This is a genomic window from Halomonas sp. KM072 (genome assembly GCF_050710315.1).
Classification (GTDB): Bacteria; Pseudomonadota; Gammaproteobacteria; order Pseudomonadales; family Halomonadaceae; genus Vreelandella; species Vreelandella hamiltonii.
This window is the reverse complement of the sequence record NZ_CP136132.1, coordinates 353,349-374,554: the sequence shown is the minus strand read 5'-3', so window position 1 is coordinate 374,554 and position 21,206 is coordinate 353,349. Positions and strand designations below refer to the sequence as shown.

Sequence of the window (21,206 nt, the reverse complement as noted above, 5' to 3'; positions counted from 1 at the left end):
CTTAGTTTCCTTGCATGCGAGCTCTGCGAGCATCTTCGCGACTAATAGCCGATTGAAGGTGCCTTTCGCTGAGAAATTCTTTACCTGTTAGCACCATGTCTTTTGCTGCCCGACGTAACACACGTTCCACATCAGCATGGCTCATGCCCTTGAAAAGACTCGTTATGCGTGCATCGTCAATATCGAACTCACGACGCAACCCGCGGAGCTTGATGGACAATAATCGACGTAACTGCTCCAGATTTGGAGACTCGAAGACCAGCACTTCGTCAAAGCGGCGCCAGATTGCCGTATCAAGGATGCGCTCATGGTTAGTCGCCGCGACCAGAATGCTCTTTCCCTCGTAGGCATCTAGCATCTGTAGGAAGGCATTAACGACACGCTTCAGCTCACCATGCTCAGCAGTATCTGCGCGCTCTTTAGCCAACGCATCGAACTCATCGAACAAAACAACCATCGGTGTAATGGCAATGAAGTCAAAAACCTGACGCAAATTTGAGGCGGTTTCACCCAACAGCGAAGACACCACGCTATCAATGCGCACGATTGCTAGAGGTAGTCCCAGTTCGCTGGCCAGAACCTCTGCTGTCAGCGTCTTTCCACAGCCAGGCGGGCCGCAGAACAGTAATCGGTCAGCTGGGTGCAAGCCATAGCTATGCAGGGCTTCAGCTCGATGATGCTCTTGCAATAGCTCGTTTAGCAAAGAAGCGTTTTCATCCGACAACACGACATCTTCGATGCGTCGGACGGGTTCACTGATCTGCAAAAGCGGGATATTGCGTTCTTTATCTTTTGGGACGCGATCACTTAAGAACGTATTAGCCGCTCCGGTGGCATTGCGACGACCATAAAGAATTCTTTCAAGGTCGTTGGCCAGAAGATGATGCTTTCTTGCACGCTCTTCTTGGATCAGTTGTTCAGAAGCCCGTTTGAAGGCTTCGAGATTGCCCTCTGTGCCTGATTTTACAAGCTGCCGGAGAAGTTTGCCGGTGGCCATAGTTGCTCCCCTACAGGGTAATTTCGAAAATAGTCAACAAACTCGTTTATTTTAGCCTTTCAAGCTCAGCTTTCATTCGCCGCAATTCTGCATTCATTTCAACCTTGCGATTAAACTGCTTCTCACGCTTCAACCGAGCTGCGACCTTGTCTATTTCCCGTTGCCTAGCCCGAAGCTGCTCTACGCGCCCCACCGCGTCAGCTAAAGACTCCTCTGACCGTGCAGGTATGGGCATCATGTGAAGCAACAGTTGTTCGTAAAGCCCGTTCATATCCAGTGCCACCGGCAAGGACTGACGTGGAGTGTCGCGCGGACACCAGTTTGTCTCAAGGTAATTACCCACTATCGAAATGTCCGCATCACTTTTGGGTTTCTGCGCGGGCCGCTTGTAAGCTGCTGCTAGCTTGATGCGGCCACCCTGTACCAGCTCAAAGATCAGCGGAAATGGAATGGCACGGTCGATGGCCTTGAGTACGTCCTGGTCCAGACTAGCCCCCTTGAGGTTGAGACGAAACACCTGGATTTCTGCCACCGCAGGCGTGGCTGGCAGATTGACCGTTTCCGGGGCCAGTTTGTAGGCCCAGTTGATCTGCTCCACCTGCTGGACAAAGCGTTCCTTAAGAGCGGTACTGACGGTGGCGTGCTCGTAGATCTTGCTCTTGGGCACCACGCGGCCGAAGGCCGCCTGTTTCGGCCAGGCAAAGAGGGTCATGCGGTGCTGCCCTCGATGACCAGAAACGCAATCAGTTCAAAATCATCCAGTCCCTGGATGGTGGTGGTCAGTGCCGTGGTGCGGCCGCCGCCAAACAGGCTGTCGATGTCCTTTTCTTCCTTCACCTCGATCATGCTGCGAATGGCCTGGCTGAGCAGGTCGGAGTAGGGCTGCATATTGCGCCCGTCCTGGGTCCGCTCATTGAACAGCTGGCACAGGGCGCGGATGGGTTCATCCTTGCCTTTGCAACTACTGCGGATCAGGTCGAGTAGACGTTTGACCTCGGTATGGTCGGCAATCACTTCACCGTCGTTCCCGATATACACCAGGTAATAGGGGTGCAGACGGTTCTGCTGGTTGACGTTGACGCTGTCGTGGATGTTTTTCAGGGCGAAAATAACGCCAGGCAGTAGGCCGACGTCTGGTTGCGCTGGAACGATGGCGTGCATGCCAAAGGGGACGTTATCCAGCTCGCCGTTGGCTTTCACATAGTTCAGCAGATCCATACGGAAGTCGTTCAGACCCAGGTCGGTAATCGAGATGCCGGCCTTGACGTCTTCCAGCTCAATGACTTCATCCTGCAGGCGTTTGAGCTGCTCCTTGCGGTAGGCAATGTCACTGGATTTGGCGGTGAGCACGTTGTCATCACCGGTGGCAGTGACATCGGCGATTACCATGCGGTTTTCTACCCGCTCCTTGAGGTTGATGTATTCATCCAGGCTGATATCCGGCCAGTAGTTGACCAGCTGGATTTGCTGATTGGGCGACCCGATACGGTCGATACGTCCGAAGCGCTGAATGATGCGCACCGGGTTCCAGTGAATATCGTAGTTGATCAGGTAATCGCAGTCCTGCAGGTTCTGGCCTTCAGAAATGCAGTCGGTGCCAATCAGAATATCCAGCTCGCCGGGCTCATCCGGTAACGCTATGGCCTTTTCCTTGGAGCGTGGCGAGAACAGGGTCAACAGACTCTGAAAGTCGTAGCCTTTTCGCAGGGTCGACTTGGGGGCATCAGATCCTGTCACCTTGCCAACATGCAATCCGCGCTTCAAGGCCATCGGCGCAAGGTTGTCATACAAGTAATTGGCGGTATCGGCAAAGGCTGTGAAGATCAGCACCTTGCGATTGCCGGGGTTCAGCGGCCGGTCGATCTTGTCGTTGATCAGTGTGAGCAGGTGTTGCAGCTTGGTGTCATCCGCTGGGGCTACCTTGCGCATGGACTCCAACAGGTTGTCGATCAAGGCCAGGTCTGCTGCCAGGTCGTGACGCCAGGAAGGCAGGTCCATATCCGCCAGACTGATCTGGACTTTTTTGCCTACGGTAAACTCGTCCAGGCCCGAGAACTCTTCATCATCTCTATCAAAGACACCGAGATCATCCAGATAATCACCTACCTGATCGGCTTTGCCGCTGGACTCGAAGGCGTCGATGGCTTCCAGCGTGCGAGTAATGTTGCCGCTGAGCGACGCCAGTGTCAGGCGGAAAGCGGCTACTGAGCTTTCCAGGCGTTTGAGCAGGTTGGTGGTCATCAGGGCCTGCAGGCTGCGTTCACGGTCGGCCTGGCGCAGCTTGCCTTTGCCACCTTCTACCTGGGTATCGTACAGCTCTTCGTACTTGCGCAACCGGCTGGGCAGGATGTAACTGACGGGGGCATAAACCGAGAGCTTTAGCACCGATAGGTGGCTGAAAATCTCGTTGAGGTCAGCCACATCCTGACGTGCAGTAATCGGGCAGTGGAACGACAGTGGCTTGCGGCGCTCGGGGAAGTAACCAATGTCTGTGGTGTCGTAAAAGGTCTGGATATGCTTGCGCGAGCGGGCAATGGTGACCGAGTCCAGCAGCTCGAAGAAGTCGAAGTCCAGTGCTTTGAGGATGGACGCTGCGGTGCGCTGCTCCGGGGGCAAGTCCGACCAGGCGTTGAAGGCCTTCTGTGCCCGGCGGAAAATCTCTTCCACGCTGGTATTGGTGTTCAGATGCTTGCCCAGGGCATCGGACTCCCCCTCATAGGCCAGCGCCAACTGGTTGCGTAGATCGATAAAGCGGTTATTGACCGGCGTGGCAGACAGCATCAGCACCCTGGTTTTCACCCCGGCTCGGATAACCTTGTTCATCAGCTTCTGGTAACGGGTTTCACGGTCCTTGTAGACATCGTTGTTGCGAAAGTTGTGGGACTCGTCGATTACCACCAGGTCATAGTTGCCCCAATTGACCCGGTTCAAGGGCATGCCAAAGGACTCACCCGAAGTGCGGGACAGATCCGTGTGGCAGAGCACGTCATAGTTGAAGCGGTCTTTGGCGAAAATATTGGTGGTCAGGTTGCTGTTGTAGTTGCGCCAGTTGTCCGCCAGTTTCTTCGGGCACAGCACCAGGACTGACTTGTTGCGCAGCTCGTAATACTTGACCACGGCCAGGGCAGTGAAGGTTTTGCCGAGGCCTACGCTATCGGCCAGAATGCAGCCGTTATAGGTTTCCAGCTTGTTGATGATGCCGGTGGCTGCGTCCTTCTGGTAGTTGAACAACTTGTTCCACACCAGGGTATCGCGATAGCCGGTCAGCTCATTCGGCAGCACGTCTTCGTCAACATCTTCCAAGAAATCCCGGAAGATGTTGTAGAGCATGATGAAATAGATGCGCTCGGGAGAGTTCTCCTGGTAGACCGACTCGATATGGTCGCAAATCGCCGAGGTAACATCTTCTACCTTGCTTTTGTCATTCCATATCTGCTCGAAGAGGTGCAGATACATCTGTGTGTGGGCAGGCTCGTCCATGCAATTGACGAAATTGGACACGGCATCGCCCTGCTGATACCCCAGATCGACAGCCGTAAAACCGTTGACAGGCATGTAGGCCGTCGCTTTGCCTTCTCCTGCGACGTGTATAAAGGGTTGCATCGGAGATTTGGTTTTATTGGATCGGAAAGTGGCTTTTTGACGAATCCATTGGGCACACTCTCGAGCGACTGCCCGCTGGGTGAGCTTGTTACGCAACTGAATTTCAAATTCGGTGCCATATAGGCCATTTTCACGCTGAGACTTGGGAATAAAGAATTCCCGACGTTCCTTCTTCTGCCGATCCGTGACGTCGTTGGGTACAAAGGTGGGCGCGGTGAAGATGAACTGCAGACTTTCCACTCCCGTCAGCTCTTTCTTCAGCGCTTCGAAGGCATAGATGGAGAAACAGGAAGCGGCAATTTTCAAACGGGCGCCACGCGTAACGCTTGTTTTCAGGTCATCGCCCAAAAGACGGTTGATGTTATCGAGCATTTCCACTGTCTTCACCGTATGGGTCGATTTCGAGACATTGGCGACTATTCGTCACGCCCATCACTAACGCACTAAATATTCATTGCCGTTAGACAGTAATAAAAATGAGTGAAGATATAAATAGAAGGGAGCTAAAACATGGCAAAAGGAGCCAGAAATCAATAAATCGCTATCGAGGAAAAGCAGAACCTTTAGAAATGGTGGGCCCAGTAGGACTTGAACCTACGACCAAGGGATTATGAGTCCCCTGCTCTAACCAACTGAGCTATAGGCCCGAAAAGCGTGCATATCATAGCGAATGTGTGGGGGCACGGCTACCCCTTGGGGCGCTATCTTGTGGTGGGGCGGCACTTTTTCGGGCAGGCTGCGATACCTGACATGATGCGGTTGCCTGCGGGCCTTCGGGCACTAATCGGCGCGGCCGGGGTCTGCTGATGACTGCTTCTATGGAGACACGCTGTGAAAGCCTTGATTGCTCTTTTTCCGCTGCTGCTGGCGCTGCCCGTTCAGGCCGACTGGCAGTTGGACCCTGCCCAATCGCAGGTGCGGGCGTCCATTACCCAGTTGGACGGTAGCGCGCCGCAAACTCATCATCATCACGTGAGCAATTTGCAGGGCGATATCTCCCCCGATGGCACGCTGCGCCTGCCGCTCCGGCTGAGCCAGACCGACCTGCTGCAACGCCTGGGTGACCTGCCGCCGTGGGTGGGCCTGCTGGCCAATACGCCGCTGGTCACGCTGGTGGCACAAATGCCACCCGAGCGCCTGGACCGCCTGGACATGGGCGAGGAACTGGTGGAAACCCTGACCTTTCGAGTCCAGACCGACCGGCTGACCCAGGAGGAAGCGGTGCCGCTGCGCTTTACCCGCGTCGGGCTGAACGAAGTAAGGGTCACCCATGCCGAACCGATGGCGCTGGATGGCAATGCCCTGATGGCCAACAGTACGCTGCGCACGGTGCTTTCCCTGCTGGGCTATCAGCAGATCGATGAGCATGTGCCGGTGACCCTGAACGCGCTGTTGGTGAACCGCTAAACGCAAGCGCCGCCCATAGGGCGGCGCTTGCGTAAGTGGCAAGTGACGGCCTAACGGCCCAGCACTTCCACATCGCCCGCCTGGGCGGCACCGGTTTGTACCCGCCACTGGGCAGCGTAGTGGCCGTCAGCGTCTAGCAGGCTGGCATGGGTGCCGCGCTCGGCCACTTGGCCTTTTTCGATCACGACGATTTCATCGGCATGCACGATGGTGGACAGCCGGTGGGCAATCATGATGACCGTACGCCCGTGGGCAATGCGCTTCAGCGAGCGCTGGATTGCCGCTTCGGTTTCGTTGTCCACGGCGCTGGTGGCTTCGTCCAGCACCAGAATGGGCGGGTCCTTGAGCAGCGCCCGGGCCAGGGAAAGGCGCTGGCGTTGGCCGCCGGAAAGGCGCACGCCCCGCTCCCCCACCGGGGTGTCCAGCCCTTGGGGCAGCGTCTCGATAAAGCTCCAGGCTTCTGCGGTTTTGGCGGCCTCGATGATGGCGGCTTCGTCGGCATCGGGCATGCCGTAGGCGATGTTGTCGCGAATGCTGCCTTCGAACAGGTACACGTCCTGGCTGACCAGGCCAATCGCTTGGCGAAGTGAGTGCATACTGACGTCGGTGATCGGCTGGCCATCTACCAACACACGGCCACTGGCGGGGTCGTAAAAACGCAGCAGCAGTTTGATCAGCGTTGATTTACCGGAGCCGGTGGCCCCCACTAGCGCCAGCGTATTGCCAGCGGGCACGTGTAGATCAACGCCGTTCACGCCTACTTGGCTAGCCTCATATTGGAAACTCACCGCCTCGAAACGCACCTCGCCTTTTACCGGGGCGGCCAACGGCGTGGTGCTGTCGTCCTTTACGGTAATCGGTACTTCGAGCAAATCCAGAATCCGTTTGGTGCTGGCCATGGCGCGCTCGAACAGGTCAATCACCTGGGCAAGGCCGGTGAGCGGCCACAGCAGGCGCTGGGTCAGAAACACCAGCACGCCGTAAGCGCCCACGTTGAGGCTGCCGTTCAGCGCCATCATGCCACCAACAGTAAAGGTGGCGAGAAAGCCCGCCAAAATCGCCATGCGGATAACCGGAATAAACGCAGAACTGACTTTAATCGCGCGGCGGTTGGCTTCTACATAGGCTTCGCTAGCATCCCGCAGTCGCTCGGCTTCCCGCGCTTCGCTGGTGAAGCTTTTAATCGTCGCGATGCCGCTGAGGTTGTTGGAGAGACGGCTGGCAAGGTCGCCCACTTTTTCGCGCACATCGCTGTACAGCGGCCCGGCTTTGCGTTGGAAGAAGAACGCGCCCCAAATGATCAGCGGAATCGGCGTGAATGCCAGCAGCGCGATGAGCGGAGAAAGCACGAAGAACACCGCGCCCACGGCTACCACCGTGACCACCACTTGAATCAGCGCGTTGGCACCGCCATCCAGAAAGCGCTCTAGCTGGTTGACGTCATCGTTCATGGTGGCCACCAGCTGGCCGGAGCTTTTCGATTCGAAAAACGCCATATCAAGCCGCTGGGCGTGCTCATAGGTATCTTGGCGCATATCCGCTTGCAGCCGCTGGGCCAGGTTGCGCCACAGCACCTGGTACAGGTACTCGAATAGCGACTCCCCCGCCCAGATAAAGAAGGTCAGCACCGCGAGGATGGCGATCTGCTCGTGCGGGGTTTCGAACCCCAGACGGGCCACGAAGCTGTTCTCCTGGTTCACCACCACATCGATGGCGACACCGATGAGAATTTCCGGGGCAATATCGAACAGCTTGTTGATGATGGAGCAGATCGTGGCGGTGATAATCTGCCGCCGATAGCCTTTGGCATAGCGCAGCAGGCGCATTAAGGCGTGAAAGCTTTGATTGACGGACGCTTTGTCAGCGGGGGTCGGGGAAGAAGCCACATCAATTCCTTTTACGTTGTTATCTAGGGTGGTTATCCGTCGACACGTTACGCGGGTTGGCTCGCCCGCCGCACGTTGGCAAGCAAAGGGCTGCCGGTATCGGGGTCGAGCAGCAGCGTGCACTCTACCTGATACAGCTCCCACACCAGCGCAGGCGTCACCACCTCAGCGGGCGCACCCTGGGCAACAATCTGCCCGTCGCGCATGGCAATCAGGTGGTCGGCGTAGCGGCAGGCGCTGGCCAGGTCGTGCAGCACCATCACCACCGTGCGGCCGTGGCAGGCCAAGTCGCGCACCAGCTCGAACACCTCTATTTGGTGGCCTAAGTCTAACGCGGAGGTGGGCTCGTCGAGTAGTAAAAGCGGCGTTTGCTGAGCGATGGTCATGGCGATCCAGGCGCGCTGGCGTTGGCCGCCGGAAAGCGCTTCCAACGGCCGGTCGGCTAGCGCTTCCAACCCGGCAGCGGCAAGCGCATGGTGCACCACCTGTTGATCTTCCGCCGACCATTGGCGCAGCCAGCCTTGGTGGGGCTGACGGCCAAAGCGAATCAGTTCGGTGACGGTCAGCCCTTCCGGAGCGACCGCCTCTTGGGGCAGTAGCGCCAGCTTGGTGGCAAGTTGGCGGGCGGGCATCCGCGCGATGTCGTGGCCGTTGAGCAGCACGGCACCGCTATCGGGTTTGTGTAGACGGGCAAGCCCAGAAAGCAGCGTGGATTTACCACAGCCGTTGGGGCCAACAATGGCGGTTACTTGCCCGCTGGGCAAGCTAACGCCGAGTTCGTGAATCACTTGGCGCTGGCCGTAGCTCATGCTGAGCGCATCGGTGGAAAGCGTGGGTAATGAAGTCATGGGCGGCTCCGTTGCGGGCGCATTAGTATCCAGAGTAGCCAGGGGCCACCCACTACGGCGGTAACAATCCCCACGGGGATCTCGATGGGGGCAAACAGCGTGCGGCCCGCTAAATCGGCCAGCACCATCACCAGCGCCCCCGCCAGCGTAGCGGCTAAAATGGGCACATGGCGGGCGCTGGAGAGCGAACGGGCGATTTCAGGGCCAATCAGCGCCACCAAGCCCACCGGCCCCGCCACGGCAACCGCTAGCGCAGTGAGCACCACTGACAGTAACAGCACCTGCAGCCGCCGCGCTTTCACCGCGGTGCCTAAGCCACTGGCGATGGCATCCTTAAAGCGCAGCAGCGTGAGCGAGCGGGCCAGCGCCAGCGCGGCCACCAGCCCAAGCGCCAGGCCAATGCCCAGCAGCTGTACCGCGCTTGCCGGGCGGGCATTGAGGGAACCGACGGTCCAGGGGTAGGCGGCGTTGGCGGTATCAATCGCTACCCGCGCCAGCATCAGCTGCGTGACCGCACCGAACACCGCACCCACGCCAATGCCCGCGACGATAAAGCGGTAGCCCTGGGTGCCGCTGCCTGCGGCCAAGCCAAAGGTGAGTACGGCGGCGGTGGTCGCCCCCGCCAGCGCCATGGCGGGCGGGGCGATGCCTACCCCCAAGCCAACAATCGAGGCCACCGCAAAGGCGGTGGCACCGTTATCGATACCGATGATGCCGGGGGTCGCCAAGCGGTTACGGGCCAGGGTTTGCATTAATACCCCGGCCAGCGCAAACGCAGCCCCGGTGAAGCAGGCGGCGATCAGGCGCGGCAAGCGCAGCTGCTGCACCATAAACGCGGTCATGCTATCGCCCTGCCCTATTAAGGAAGCCACCACCACATTGGGGGAAAGCGTCACGCTGCCCAGGCTTAAATAGAGCACGCAGGCGGCCAGCAGCGCGGCGCTAAGCCCTATATTTACTGCCACGGCGCGTTTTTCCAACAGCACGCTCACCCCATAACGAGGCAGCGCGGCGCGCCAGTAGCCCTGCGGGGCAGCCACCGCCTGGGCACTCACCTCTTCTTGATAAGCGGTGGATGTGCGGGGCATTGCCACACCGCTCATCGACTGTTTTGCCGTCATTTTCATAGCATCAGATAACCAAAGAGAGTGCGTTAGAGCATCGGCAGGCGCTTGGCCCGCACCACCGCAATCAGCACCGGCGCACCGCATAGCGCGGTGAGTACGCCCAAGGGCAGCTCGGAGGGAGCAACGACGACACGGGAGATAATATCGGCGGTAAGCACGATCAGTGGGCCAATGGGCAGACAGAACCAGAGCGTGCGGCGAATATCCGGCCCGGCGATGGCCCGCGCCACAAAAGGCACCACCAGCCCCACAAACGCAATCGGCCCGGCAATAGCGGTGGCCGCGCCGACTAATAGCGCCACGCAGCCCACCGCCAGCCAGCGAATCAGCCCAGGGTGGTGCCCTAAACCGCTGGCGGCCCGCTCCCCTAGCGCCAGCGCGGCCAGCGGCCGGGCAATCAATACAACGCCCACCCCTGCGACCAGCAGGCTGGGCAGTACGGCCCATAAATCGTCTAGCCGCCTACCGGCCAAGCTGCCCACCACCCAAAAGCGAATCTCATCGGCGGCACGCTGGTCGTAGAGCAACATCAGTGCACTAAGCGAACCAAGCAGCCCCGAAAACGCGGCACCGGCCAGCACCAAGCGCACCGGGTCGCTCCCCACACCGCGCAGCCGCGCCACGCCGAGCACGCACACGCAGCCGATCAGCGCCCCTAACTGGGCCACGGGAATGCGTAAAGTGGACGCGCTGGCCCCTAATACCAGCGCCAGGGAAACAGCAAACGCAGCGCCAGCGCTCACGCCCAACAAGCCCGGCTCGGCCAGCGGGTTGCGTGAAACCGCTTGCAGCAGCGCCCCCGCTACGCCCAGCGCAACGCCAACGGCAATACCAATTAGCGTGCGAGGGGCGCGCAGCTCCCAGACGATAAAACGCGCTTCCGCGTGATCACTACCGCTTAGCAGCCCCAGCACTTGGCGGGGGCCAACGCTGCCTGCGCCTATCAACAAACTAACGACGCTCACCGCCACAAGGGCGGTGAGCAGAATCAGCATCCAGTGTCGAGATGAACAGCGCCACCTGGCGCTACTCCCTGCCTTGGTAAGTAGCATCACGGCAACAAGGCATTCTCGATGTCATCCAGAATCGCCTGGGCCGCCAGCGGGCCGTTGGCGCTGCTCCAGAGCTGGCCATTTACCGGCACCACTCGTTCGTTCTGTACCACGTTCAAGCGGTTGAAGGCGGGGCTCTGTTTGGCGCTATCTAACGCGGCTTGGCCGTCATCATTTAGCGTGGCTAAAAACAGCCAGTCGCCGTCTACTTGAGAGAGGTTTTCTAGGCTTAATACGTCGCTGTGCACGCCCCGTTCACCGATCAGCTCGCCGCCTTGAACATCCAGGCCGACGCGCTCTAACAGGCCGGTGGCAATCAGGTTTTCCGACATCACCATAGGGCCACCGGGCATCCAGCGCACTAGGTAGGCGTTGTCGCCTACGTCGGCGTCAGCCACCGCCTCTGCCATCGCGTCGACCCGCTGATCGACGGCGCTGATCGCTTCGTCAATGGCCTCTTCCTGGTTCAAAGCCTGGCCGAATAGGCGCGCTTCGGCTTCCCAGTTATCGGCTGCCAGTGGCTGTGTGGGAGGTACCACGGTGGGGGCGATTTGTGACAAAAGCTGGTACTGCTCCTCCGGCAGTTGGGCCGCGGCCAGAATCAGATCCGGCTGCTGGGCCAACACGGCTTCGATATTGATTTCCCGCACGACGCCCACAATCTCGGGGTGCGCAAGCTCGTGGGCATTCAGGTAGTCAGTAACGTATTGCGCCACGTTATCACCGCCACGGGTGGTGACGGCCCCTATCGGCGTCACGCCCGCCGCCAGCGCGGCATCCAGCGCGCCTTCATACAGCGTGACGACACGCACCGGGTTATCAGTAACCTCCACGTCGCCGTAGGCCGTCTCCAAGGTGCGCGCTTGGGCAGTACCCACCAGCAAACCGCCCATCAACATTCCCAGTAAACCGCGCTGCAGTAACGTGTGTCGCATATGACTCTCCGGTGAAACGCTATGCCTAAATAATCCTCGTCACTGATAATAACGATTCTCAAAAACACTTGCACCTATATTCCAACGAATCTCCCGTTGCATGTCCTGCAACGCTGGGTGGAACGGCACATGGCGCTTCTAACGCCATGGGCAGGTCAGAATCTCTGCCAGCGACCGTTCCACTACTAGCAACGCATTGTTCGATAAAACCATCTCGCAAGTGGGAACTTTTCTTCTTAGAACCTGCCGCTCATTTGATAATCAGTTTCATTAGCAAACAAGACTCATATCAGGGGATCGCCATGCCACGCTTTACTCGCACCGCCCTCGCGAGCGCCATCGCGCTCAGCGTTACTGCCTCGGTGGCTAATGCGCAAGAATCAGCGCAACTGGATAACATTGTTGTCTCTGCCAGTGGGTTTGAGCAGGCAATGGTGGATGCTCCGGCGAGTATCTCGGTTATTTCCAGAGAAGAGCTTCAGCGCGAACGCATTACCAGCGTGGCTGATGCACTGCGTAATGTAGAAGGAGTCGATGTTGGCGGACAAGTGGGCAAAACCGGTGGCAGCAATATCAGCATTCGCGGTATGCCCAGCGACTACACGCTAATCCTGATTGATGGCCGCCGCCAAAATGCGGCTGGAAGCGTCACGCCTAACGGTTTTGGTGAAACCTCGACCAGCTTCTTCCCGCCGGTCTCCAGCATTGAACGTATTGAGGTAATTCGCGGGCCGATGTCCACCCTATACGGTTCAGATGCCATGGGCGGCGTGATCAACATTATTACCCGCCGAGTAGACCGCGAATGGGTTGGCTCGGTCGGCGTCGAGAGTACCTTTAATGAAGATCGTGACTTTGGCGACCGCCGTGAAATTAACCTCTACACCAGCGGCCCGCTGGTAGAGGACACGCTGGGCGTTCAACTGCGCGGGCGTTTTTATGAGCGTGACGCATCAGAGCTTGTCTACACCGACGCTAACGGCAACCCGGTTGAGGTAAGCCAGCGCGGCCCTAGCCCGGTAGAGGGCGATGTGTACAACCTGGGCGGCAAACTAACCTGGACGCCTAACGACAGCCACGACCTTTGGCTGGATGGGGAAGTGAACCGCCAGCGCTACAACAACGACGAGTGCCAACTCGGCACGTTGGACGGCCGTACCCGCAGCTGTGCGCCCAACCCTGGCGCGGCAAACGGCTATGCCGACGAGCTGCGTTTTGAGCGGGAACAGGTGGCTATCGGCCATACTGGGCGTTTCGCCTCTGGCACGCTGGAATCGAGCCTGATGCGTAACACCACGGAAACTACCGGACGCACCATTCCCGGAGAAGAGGGTGTTGCTTATGAGGGCTTCCCCAGCATTATTGGCGGTGCCCCGCGTAAGCTGGAAACCACCAATACGGTACTGGATAGCAAGTTTATTATGCCGCTGGGTAACCACATGACCACTGTTGGCCTACAGTGGTGGGATGCTGAGTTGGATGATGGCTTGGCCAATGAGACTTTCGAGCAAACCACCTGGTCGCTCTTTGCGGAAGACGAGTGGATGCTGCGTGATGATCTCGCGCTGACGCTGGGCGGCCGCTACGACCATCACGATGCGTTTGGCAGCCAGTTCAGCCCCCGTAGCTATTTAGTCTGGAACACCACGCCGAACTGGACGCTAAAAGGCGGCGTGAGCCGTGGCTACAAGACCCCGACCCTGAATGACCTTCACTCGGGTATTATTAACCCGGCATCCAAATAGATATGCTATAATGCCGGCATGAACAGAGAAGATGCTCGCACACTCCATCCCGCCGCTCAGGAAGAAAAGCGAAAACTTGCGGTTCGCCTTTCCAAGCGTGGGATGAAGAACAAAGAGATCGCCAAGGAGGTTGGCGTTCACCCTCTCACCGTCGGCCGGTGGCTTACGAAATACCGTGAAGGCGGTCTAAAGGCCTTGCTCGCCCAGGTTCGTGGGCGAAGAGAGGGCTCTGGCCGCCAGCTCACCCCTGATGAAGAAAGTCGACTCCAGGCCATGTTGGTCGACAAGACACCTGACCAGTTGAAGCTTCAGTATGCCCTGTGGACACGCAAGGCCGTACAGGAGTTGATCAAGCTGGAAACCGGGAAGTGGGTGCCAATTCGCACCATTGGCGAATATCTGAAACGCTGGGGGTTCACTGTTCAGAAGCCCAAGAAGCAGGCCTATGAGCAGCGTCCAGCCGAAGTAAAGCGCTGGCTGGAGGAGGACTACCCAACCATTCATGCCCGAGCCAAGGCCGAAGATGCCGAGATTTACTGGGGCGATGAGACCGGGTTGCGTAGCGATAGCCAGCATGTGCGTGGCTACTCACCTCAAGGCGTCACCCCCATCCTCCGGCTCAATGCGAGAAGAGCGACGATCAATCTCATTTCCGCCGTCACTAACCAGGGCAAGGTACGGTTCCGGTTTTTCGACGGCACCATGAATGCGCAAATTCTGATCGACTTCATGAAGCGCTTGATTCGTGATGCCAAGCGGAAGGTCTTCCTGATCCTGGACAACCTCAAGGTCCATCACGCCAAGATCGTCAAGGCCTGGCTGGCGGAGCATCGGGATGAGATTGAAGTGTTCTACCTTCCACCCTACTCGCCGGAATTGAACCCCGATGAGTATCTGAACTGCGACCTCAAAGCCGGCGTGCATAGCGGTACTCCGGCGCGCAGCAGAGACCAGCTGAAGAGGAAGGCGATGTCTCACCTTCGGAAGCTTCAGAAGCTCCCGAGGCGAGTCGCGAAATACTTCAAAGCCCCGTCAATTCGATACGCCGCATCATAGCTATTTTATTGCCGGGTTAATAACGGGGTGACCGGCCAGGGCACGATCCTGACGATCGGCAACCCGGACCTTGAGCCGGAAACCAGCACCAGCAGCGAAATCGGCGCGCACTACGATAGCCAAACAGGCTTTACCGCCAGCGCGACGCTGTTCTACAACCAGTTCGACGATAAAATTGCCAGCGGCAACGATATCCTGATTGAAAACGACCCGCTTATCCCGGATGGCATGTATAGCCAGGACGTGAATATCGATGAAGCGGTGACCCAGGGGGTTGAGCTCTCCACCAGCTATCAATTCACCCCCGATTGGCGCTTATCCGCTAATTACACCTACACCGATAGCGAGCAGAAAAGCGGCAATAACCGTGGCGAACCGCTAACTGATACGCCCGAACACGCGCTGAACGCCACGCTGCGTTGGCAGGCGACACCGAAGCTAGATACTTGGTTCTCTGCCGAGTACCGCAGCGAGCGTTATCGCAACCGTGAACGTGTTAGGGGCGCGCCCTCCTTCGCTGACCTGGGGGATTTCAAAGCCTACTCGCTGTTTCACCTAGGCGGCAGCTATGCGTTTACTGACCAATTTAACGTCAGCGCCACCCTCTACAACTTATTTGATAAAGACTTTGTCGACTACCGCGCCTACGGCGATGGCACTAGCTTTGGCAACGTTTACGCCAACAGCGAAGAGGGTCGCCGCTTGTGGCTCTCTGCTCGCTATGAGTTCTAAACAGACGCCCATGTAGTTTCTGCTTACTGTTTCAATGCTCACTTGCTGCCCCGGCTTCGCACCGGGGCTTTTTTATGCTTTTTGTGGATCACCTCAGCAGTAGCTTCCCTCTATGGCGACAATTCATGGTTTTACTATATGTCAACGCACTCGCTTGGGTAGTATGAGCAGCGCCTTTTACTCGCCTTCGCATTTACCACCTTTCACTCATGTTAGGAAACAGCCTGTTATGACGGTGCCTTCACTTGCCCGCCCACTCCCCTTTGTACTGCTACTGGCCTTCTCACTCTTCGCCAGCACCGCGCAGGCACAATCGGCCCCACGGGTGGAACTGGCCAGCGTCAACGGGGAGCCGATCTATCAAGAGCTTAACCTGGTCGGCACGGTGAACTCCCTGGAGGATGCGCTGCTCTCCTCATCAGTGGCCGGGCTGGTCGCGGGCATAAAAAGCGCGGCCACCCATCGGTGGCCGCGTCTATTGCCTACTAACAGTATGTTTAGAAAGCAACGTTTTTAGAAAGCGACGTTCAGGCCAAGCCACAACCGGCGGCCGTCATCCACATAGCCGTATTCGTCGTAGGTGATGCGCTCATCAAACAGGTTGTAGATACCGGCATTCACCGTGGTGCTATCGTTGAGCTGATAGCCAATACCCGCATCCACAAAGGTGTAAGACGGTGCGACAATCGAGCTTTGCGACGGCCCGGTGGTGGGCTGGCTCTCCTCGCCCCGGTAGCTCACTTTGGTCCACTGGCTAAGCCGTGCGTTCACATCCCAATCTAACGTGGCCGACACTTGGTGACGGGGCAGCTGGGTCAGTGGCTCGCCGGCGTACTCACCGCTTTTCTGTTCGGAATCGGTGAAGGTGTAGCTGGCGGTCAGCGCCAGCGTATCGCTCAACGGTGCGCTCAGACTGGCCTCGACCCCTTGGGTCACTGCATCGTCGATATTGACCCGGTACGTGGGGTCACTGCCGAACTGGTTCGGGCCTGCATTGCAAATATCGATCGGGCAGGCGATACGGGTGATTTTGTCCTCGAAATCGTTATGGAACAGCGTCAGGCTGCCGTTCAGGCCTGCGTCGTTGCCGTACAGCAGGGCAATCTCTTTATTGAGCGAGGTTTCCGGCTCAAGGTCAGGGTTGCCATAAACATTACCGCCACGGCTGATCTGCCCCCAGTCCGGGGTAATTTCCCGCAGGTTGGGGGAACGGTAGCCGGTGGATACGCCGCCTTTCAGCGTCCATTCCGGCGTCATGTTCCATACGCTGTAAAGGCGCGGGCTCAGATGGCTGCCGTAGTTGTCGTCATCGTCCAAGCGCAACCCGCCGGTCAGTGCCCAGGCGTCTGTCAGCATCCACTCATCTTCCATAAACAGCGCCCACTGGCTGTTTTCAACCGCCGTACGGTCGGAGATTTGGTTGGTGGTGCCATCCTCCAGCGACTCCTCTTCCCAGCTCGCGCCGACGGTGAGCATGTGCATACCCAAGGGAATCACTGCGCTGGTTTTCGCGGTGGTGTTGGTAATCTCGATATCCCGCGATTGGTTTTCGCTGCGCTCACGCTGTACGAAGGTTTCGCTGGTGCCCCACTCGAAGCGGCCGCTATGGGTCAGCGCTACATGGCTATTGGTGTATTCACCGATACTGTCGGTGCAGCCGCCACGGCACCCTTCCGCAGGCGCCGAGCGCCCAACCAGCGAGCGGCGATCCTGCTCGGTGATCCCCGCCTCTGCAGTAAAGTCGTGGTTATCGCTGGCGGCCAGGCTTAGCCGTGCGGTCAGGCTTTGCAAGCTCTTCTCTTCGTAGCCGTTTTCAATATCGTCTTCGTCGCGTTCTGAGGTGCGGCCATACAGCTGCAGGCCTAAACGATCCGCCACCAGCGGCCCGCTTAGGTAGAAGTTGGCTTGGCGGCTGTCGCCGGAGGCGCTGTCTTCCTGCAGCACGGTATCGAGCTGGATATTGCCGTGCCAGGTATCCGCTACCTTGCGGGTAATCACGTTGATCACCCCGCCGATGGCATCGGAGCCGTATAGCGTTGACATCGGCCCGCGCACCACCTCGATACGCTCGATGGCTTGCAGCGGCGGCAGCCAATCCTGTTCGAAGCCTGCGCTGCCGTTGGGGCGTGATTCGCGGGAGTTTTGTGGGCGGCCATCCACCAGAATCAGCGTGTATTGGGAAGGCATACCGCGAATGGAGATGTCATTGCCGTTATCGCCTGCCCCGCCTCCAGTCACTACCACGCCGGGGACATCCCGCAGCGCATCGGTGACGTTTTGATAGTGACCACGCTCCAGCTCTTCACGGGAGATGACGCTGATTGAGGCGGGCGCACTGCTAATTTGCTGCTCAAAGCCAGAAGCGGTGACCACGATATCGTTGAGCTGAGGCGTTTCTTGAGCCGCAACTGCCCCGCAGGCGAGAGATGAGATAGCGCTGGCCAGCAGCGTACGGCGCAAACGTAAAGACATAGCGGGTTCCTTTGAATTGAAAGAGCACTCATACTTAAATACGAATTATTAGCATTTGTATTTTTGCATACTCTTTGCACAAAGAGGCGGGACGGTGCGTTCAACAAATCGGAACACAAATATAAATTATTTTCATTCATCAAAATAAATGGCACACTATTCGCTCCATGACTCAGCTCGGTGGCCGTGCCATGTACGATTTCGATGAACTTGCCGCATTTGCCGATGTGATGTCGACGGGTAGCCTGACCCGCAGCGCCCAGAAGCTGGGGCTGGCCAAGTCCACCCTGAGCCGTCGCATCAGCCAACTGGAAGCCCGCCTGAACCAGCCGCTGCTGCGGCGCCAAGCCAATCGCTTGATCCCGACCGAAGCGGGGCTGCTGTTCCAGAGCTACTGTAACGAGCTGCTGGCCATGGCGGCCCATAGCCAAGAGGCGCTGGCCGAGCTGCGTGAAGAGATCAGCGGCAAGGTCACCCTGGAAGTGCATGGCGCCCTGGCCCGGGGCTGGATGGCGGGCGTCGTGGATGCGTTTCTGACCCGCTACCCCAAGGTCGAGCTGACCTTGCACACCCGGGAAACGCCGCCTAGTAAAATGCACAGCAATAGCGTGCATATCTGGCTAGGCGCTACCCATGAGTGTGGGCTGAATCAAGAGCGCTTGGGCCACCTCACCCGCGGCCTCTACGCCAACCCACACTATCTGGCCCACGCGGGAACACCGCAACACCCCCAAGAGCTGGATGCGCATGCCTGGATCGACTTGTTGGATACTGCCTCTAGCGGCCTGCTGCTGCATCACCCCGAACACGCCGACTACCTGTTCAACGCGCCCCGCTCGCGGCTCCGGGTAGATCTCACGGCGTTGCACATCGATGCCATTGCCTATGGCCAAGGGATCGGCCTGCTGCCCCACTGGGTGGTCGAGAAACGCGAACGCCACCACCCTGGCGATTTGGTCAACTGCCTGCCCGGCTGGGAGCCCGCCCCCTTACCCGTGACGCTGCTGTATGCCTATGGGCATCACTCACGCCGGGTCAACGCGCTGCTGGACTTTCTGCGTGACCAGGTGCCTAACGAGTGGCAAACCCACGCAAACGCCGTTTACGCCCATTAGCAATTCGCCTTGCCAGTTAGCCGCCTAATTACCCACAATAGGCGGCCGATGATCGTCAAGGAACGTTAATGCTCGCTGAACTCTTCGCCGTCATGGCGCCAGTGCTGGCCGGTGCCGGGCTGGGTTTTTTATGGGTACGCTTAGGGCAACCCTACCCCGTCGATTTTATTACGCGTTTGGTATTCAACATTGGTACCCCTGCGTTGGTACTGGCGTCGCTCTCTGGTGCCAACATTGATGCCGGCACCTTTGGGCAGATGATGCTGGCCACCGCGCTGGTCATTATCAGCATGGGGGCAGCCAGCTTTGCCGTGGCCAAACTGCTGCGTCGAGATTGGCGGGTACTGATCGCGCCGATGATGTATCCCAACACGGGTAATATGGGGCTGCCTGTCGTGCTTTACGCTTTCGGCAGCGCAGGTTTTGCTTACGGTATTACGGTGATGGTGACGGTATCGCTGTTTCAGTTCACCTTAGGAGCCGTGCTCAGCAGTAGCGGAAACCCGATTAAAACGCTGATTAAAACCCCCACGGTTTATGCCATCTTAATTTCCATGACCCTGCTGTTGACCGACACGCCGCTCCCGCTATGGATGGCCAACACCGTTGATTTAATGTCTGGGTTCACAGTACCGCTGATGCTCATCACCCTCGGTGTATCGCTCGCTAGTATTCAGGTGGAAAGCTTACGCTCAGGGGTTGGCTTTAGCTTGATCCGTATCCCTCTGGCCGCCGCTGCCGCTTGGTTTATTTCTGGTTGGCTTGGCTTACCGCCGCTGGCGCAGAGCATTTTGGTGGTGCAAATGTGCATGCCCGTGGCGGTATTCAACTATCTGTTTGCCCAGCGCGCCCGGCGCGAACCCGCTTATGTGGCCAGTTTAGTCTTCTGCTCAACGCTCATGGCGCTAATATATTTACCGATACTGTTGGCACTGTTGATGTAGCGCCGGGGAACCCCCGGCCGCTTACGGCAGTCACTGCTAGACTTAGACTCTGATCCAGCGCTAACAGAGGACACTCGATGCCAACTCGATACGCTACGCCGTTGATGACCCCACACCGCTCGCTACGTTTACAGGCTAAACGCTGGGTGGCTCCTTCCCTGGTGGGGCTGATGCTTGCCAGCACTGCCCAGGCAGAGGTGGTTCATGATGCCCTGGAAACCGACCACTTCGCTATTACCATTGAGCGCGTGGCCAATGGCTTTGCGAACCCGTGGGCGGTGGCGTTTCTTCCCGATGGTCGCTACTTGGTGAGCGAGCGCAGCGGTGAGTTAAATCTCGCTGACTCTGACGGGCAAACGCAAGTGCTTGAAGGCATGCCCCAAGTGAGCCAGAACAACCAAGGTGGCCTGCTGGATGTGGCGCTGCACCCTGAGTTTGGCGATGGCGAGCACGATTGGATCTACTTTACTTGGAGCAAGCCTGAGGGCGATAACAGCCGTTCAGCGCTCTCCCGCGTTAAGTGGAAAGGGGATTCGTTAGGCGACGTTGAGCATCTTTTCGAGCAGGATCGCGCCTCCTCTCCCGGCCGACACTACGGCTCCCGTTTGGCATGGCTTAAAGATGGCACGCTGCTGATGAGCATCGGAGACCGCGGCGTAGACCCTTCTCGCGCTCAGGCCAGCGATGACCACGCAGGCTCTACCATTCGGCTCACCGAGACCGGAGAGGCCCCTGGCGATAATCCCTTTGTGGATGACGACGATACACTGGATGAAATTTACACCATGGGCAATCGCAACATTCAGGGCATGACCGTTCTCAGCAATGGTGAACCTTGGGCCACCGAGCATGGCCCGCGAACGGGTGATGAGCTGAATCAGATTGTGCCTGGCAATAACTACGGCTGGCCGGAGGTGAGTTTAGGCAATGACTACAGCACCAACGAACCGATAGGCGTTGAATCTAAGCCTGGCATGGTTGACCCGGTGTATCGCTTTGATGGGCGCTTTGCCCCCTCAGGTCTTGCCGAGGTGACTAGCGATGCCTTTGAGCCCTGGCAAGGAAGCCTGCTGGCGGGTGGTCTGGGCAGCCAAAAGCTGCTGCGCCTTACCCTTGAAGAGGGTCAAGTGGCCGGTGAAGAGCTGATTTTAGAAGGTGAGATCGGCCGTATTCGCGATGTGCGCCAAGGGCCAGATGAAGCGATTTATTTGCTAACCGATGGCGGCCAAGGCAGCCTTTATCGCTTGACGCCCACACAGCGCTAACCTTGTTCGACTCCCGAGACAC

Annotated in this window: 16 protein-coding genes, 1 tRNA gene and 1 pseudogene; 8 read left to right on the top strand and 10 right to left on the bottom strand. The window is 58.1% G+C overall.

The annotated features are described in order from the left end of the window. Position 1: 1 nt before the first annotated feature. From RVM26_RS01800 to RVM26_RS01785, 4 genes are all read right to left on the bottom strand, one after another. Positions 2 to 997 carry an AAA family ATPase gene (locus tag RVM26_RS01800; protein WP_172416412.1) on the bottom strand — a complete coding sequence of 332 codons (996 nt, stop codon included), beginning with the start codon at positions 995 to 997 and terminating at the stop codon, positions 2 to 4. Positions 998 to 1,043: 46 nt separating this feature from the next. After that, positions 1,044 to 1,709 carry a DUF4391 domain-containing protein gene (locus RVM26_RS01795; protein WP_172416413.1) on the bottom strand — a complete coding sequence of 222 codons (666 nt, stop codon included), beginning with the start codon at positions 1,707 to 1,709 and terminating at the stop codon, positions 1,044 to 1,046. Then, positions 1,706 to 4,972, bottom strand: coding sequence for a helicase-related protein (locus RVM26_RS01790; protein WP_498940451.1), 3,267 nt, complete (start codon positions 4,970 to 4,972; stop codon positions 1,706 to 1,708). Before RVM26_RS01790 ends, RVM26_RS01795 begins: the two co-directional genes overlap by 4 nt. Before the next feature lie 198 nt (positions 4,973 to 5,170). Next, positions 5,171 to 5,247, bottom strand: a tRNA-Ile gene (locus RVM26_RS01785). Between the two features lie 184 nt (positions 5,248 to 5,431). On the opposite strand from RVM26_RS01785, the gene RVM26_RS01780 reads away from it, so the two are divergent. Then, positions 5,432 to 6,007 carry a hypothetical protein gene (locus tag RVM26_RS01780; protein ID WP_039175667.1) on the top strand — a complete coding sequence of 192 codons (576 nt, stop codon included), beginning with the start codon at positions 5,432 to 5,434 and terminating at the stop codon, positions 6,005 to 6,007. A gap of 50 nt (positions 6,008 to 6,057) precedes the next feature. On the opposite strand, the gene RVM26_RS01775 is transcribed toward RVM26_RS01780, so the two are convergent. The 5 genes from RVM26_RS01775 to RVM26_RS01755 form a co-directional block, all read right to left on the bottom strand. Further along, entirely contained in the window at positions 6,058 to 7,833 is a 1,776-nt protein-coding gene (locus RVM26_RS01775) for an ABC transporter ATP-binding protein (RefSeq protein WP_498941694.1), read from the bottom strand. Positions 7,834 to 7,940: 107 nt separating this feature from the next. Next, a complete protein-coding gene (locus RVM26_RS01770) occupies positions 7,941 to 8,741 on the bottom strand; it encodes an ABC transporter ATP-binding protein (protein ID WP_498940450.1) in 801 nt (266 codons plus the stop codon). Continuing rightward, complete coding sequence (locus tag RVM26_RS01765; RefSeq protein ID WP_287808751.1) at positions 8,738 to 9,829, bottom strand: FecCD family ABC transporter permease; 1,092 nt, start codon at positions 9,827 to 9,829, stop codon at positions 8,738 to 8,740. Before RVM26_RS01765 ends, RVM26_RS01770 begins: the two co-directional genes overlap by 4 nt. A 65-nt stretch (positions 9,830 to 9,894) precedes the next feature. Further along, positions 9,895 to 10,863: a FecCD family ABC transporter permease gene (locus tag RVM26_RS01760; RefSeq protein WP_498940448.1), complete on the bottom strand. Its 969-nt coding sequence runs from the start codon at positions 10,861 to 10,863 to the stop codon at positions 9,895 to 9,897. 56 nt (positions 10,864 to 10,919) lie between these two features. Then, on the bottom strand, positions 10,920 to 11,855 hold the full coding sequence (locus RVM26_RS01755; protein WP_498940446.1) for an ABC transporter substrate-binding protein: 936 nt from the start codon (positions 11,853 to 11,855) through the stop codon (positions 10,920 to 10,922). Positions 11,856 to 12,157: 302 nt separating this feature from the next. On the opposite strand from RVM26_RS01755, the pseudogene RVM26_RS01750 reads away from it, so the two are divergent. From RVM26_RS01750 to RVM26_RS01735, 4 genes and pseudogenes are all read left to right on the top strand, one after another. Further along, a pseudogene (locus tag RVM26_RS01750) lies at positions 12,158 to 13,579 on the top strand (TonB-dependent receptor domain-containing protein); the annotation flags it as partial. A 39-nt stretch (positions 13,580 to 13,618) separates the two neighbouring features. Next, the gene (locus RVM26_RS01745; protein WP_287804249.1) at positions 13,619 to 14,656 is read left to right on the top strand and encodes an IS630 family transposase; all 1,038 of its coding nucleotides are present in this window, start codon (positions 13,619 to 13,621) and stop codon (positions 14,654 to 14,656) included. 27 nt (positions 14,657 to 14,683) lie between these two features. Continuing rightward, entirely contained in the window at positions 14,684 to 15,388 is a 705-nt protein-coding gene (locus RVM26_RS01740; RefSeq protein ID WP_498940444.1) for a TonB-dependent receptor domain-containing protein, read from the top strand. A 229-nt stretch (positions 15,389 to 15,617) separates the two neighbouring features. Beyond that, positions 15,618 to 15,905 (top strand): hypothetical protein, encoded by a 288-nt coding sequence (locus tag RVM26_RS01735; protein ID WP_284453649.1) that lies wholly within the window; start codon positions 15,618 to 15,620, stop codon positions 15,903 to 15,905. On the opposite strand, the gene RVM26_RS01730 is transcribed toward RVM26_RS01735, so the two are convergent. After that, a complete protein-coding gene (locus tag RVM26_RS01730; RefSeq protein ID WP_284453648.1) occupies positions 15,902 to 17,860 on the bottom strand; it encodes a ligand-gated channel protein in 1,959 nt (652 codons plus the stop codon). The two genes, RVM26_RS01735 and RVM26_RS01730, sit on opposite strands and share 4 nt — an antisense overlap. 191 nt (positions 17,861 to 18,051) lie before the next feature. Between RVM26_RS01730 and RVM26_RS01725 the strand changes: the two genes are divergently transcribed. The 3 genes from RVM26_RS01725 to RVM26_RS01715 all read left to right on the top strand — a co-directional run bounded on the left by RVM26_RS01725 (position 18,052) and on the right by RVM26_RS01715 (position 21,184). Continuing rightward, the gene (locus RVM26_RS01725) at positions 18,052 to 18,975 is read left to right on the top strand and encodes a LysR family transcriptional regulator (protein ID WP_498940442.1); all 924 of its coding nucleotides are present in this window, start codon (positions 18,052 to 18,054) and stop codon (positions 18,973 to 18,975) included. A 68-nt stretch (positions 18,976 to 19,043) separates the two neighbouring features. Next, positions 19,044 to 19,919: an AEC family transporter gene (locus RVM26_RS01720; RefSeq protein ID WP_284453647.1), complete on the top strand. Its 876-nt coding sequence runs from the start codon at positions 19,044 to 19,046 to the stop codon at positions 19,917 to 19,919. A gap of 104 nt (positions 19,920 to 20,023) precedes the next feature. Beyond that, complete coding sequence (locus RVM26_RS01715) at positions 20,024 to 21,184, top strand: PQQ-dependent sugar dehydrogenase (protein WP_284453652.1); 1,161 nt, start codon at positions 20,024 to 20,026, stop codon at positions 21,182 to 21,184. Positions 21,185 to 21,206: the final 22 nt, after the last annotated feature.

Coding starts and splice junctions, on each gene's coding strand:
- RVM26_RS01800 (WP_172416412.1), bottom strand. CDS start 997: ATGGCCACCGGCAAACTTCTCCGGCAGCTTGTAAAATCAGGCACAGAG.
- RVM26_RS01795 (WP_172416413.1), bottom strand. CDS start 1,709: ATGACCCTCTTTGCCTGGCCGAAACAGGCGGCCTTCGGCCGCGTGGTG.
- RVM26_RS01790 (WP_498940451.1), bottom strand. CDS start 4,972: ATGCTCGATAACATCAACCGTCTTTTGGGCGATGACCTGAAAACAAGC.
- RVM26_RS01775 (WP_498941694.1), bottom strand. CDS start 7,833: ATGCGCCTGCTGCGCTATGCCAAAGGCTATCGGCGGCAGATTATCACC.
- RVM26_RS01770 (WP_498940450.1), bottom strand. CDS start 8,741: ATGACTTCATTACCCACGCTTTCCACCGATGCGCTCAGCATGAGCTAC.
- RVM26_RS01765 (WP_287808751.1), bottom strand. CDS start 9,829: ATGCCCCGCACATCCACCGCTTATCAAGAAGAGGTGAGTGCCCAGGCG.
- RVM26_RS01760 (WP_498940448.1), bottom strand. CDS start 10,863: ATGCTGATTCTGCTCACCGCCCTTGTGGCGGTGAGCGTCGTTAGTTTG.
- RVM26_RS01755 (WP_498940446.1), bottom strand. CDS start 11,855: ATGCGACACACGTTACTGCAGCGCGGTTTACTGGGAATGTTGATGGGC.
- RVM26_RS01745 (WP_287804249.1), top strand. CDS start 13,619: ATGAACAGAGAAGATGCTCGCACACTCCATCCCGCCGCTCAGGAAGAA.
- RVM26_RS01735 (WP_284453649.1), top strand. CDS start 15,618: ATGACGGTGCCTTCACTTGCCCGCCCACTCCCCTTTGTACTGCTACTG.
- RVM26_RS01730 (WP_284453648.1), bottom strand. CDS start 17,860: ATGTCTTTACGTTTGCGCCGTACGCTGCTGGCCAGCGCTATCTCATCT.
- RVM26_RS01725 (WP_498940442.1), top strand. CDS start 18,052: ATGTACGATTTCGATGAACTTGCCGCATTTGCCGATGTGATGTCGACG.
- RVM26_RS01720 (WP_284453647.1), top strand. CDS start 19,044: ATGCTCGCTGAACTCTTCGCCGTCATGGCGCCAGTGCTGGCCGGTGCC.
- RVM26_RS01715 (WP_284453652.1), top strand. CDS start 20,024: ATGACCCCACACCGCTCGCTACGTTTACAGGCTAAACGCTGGGTGGCT.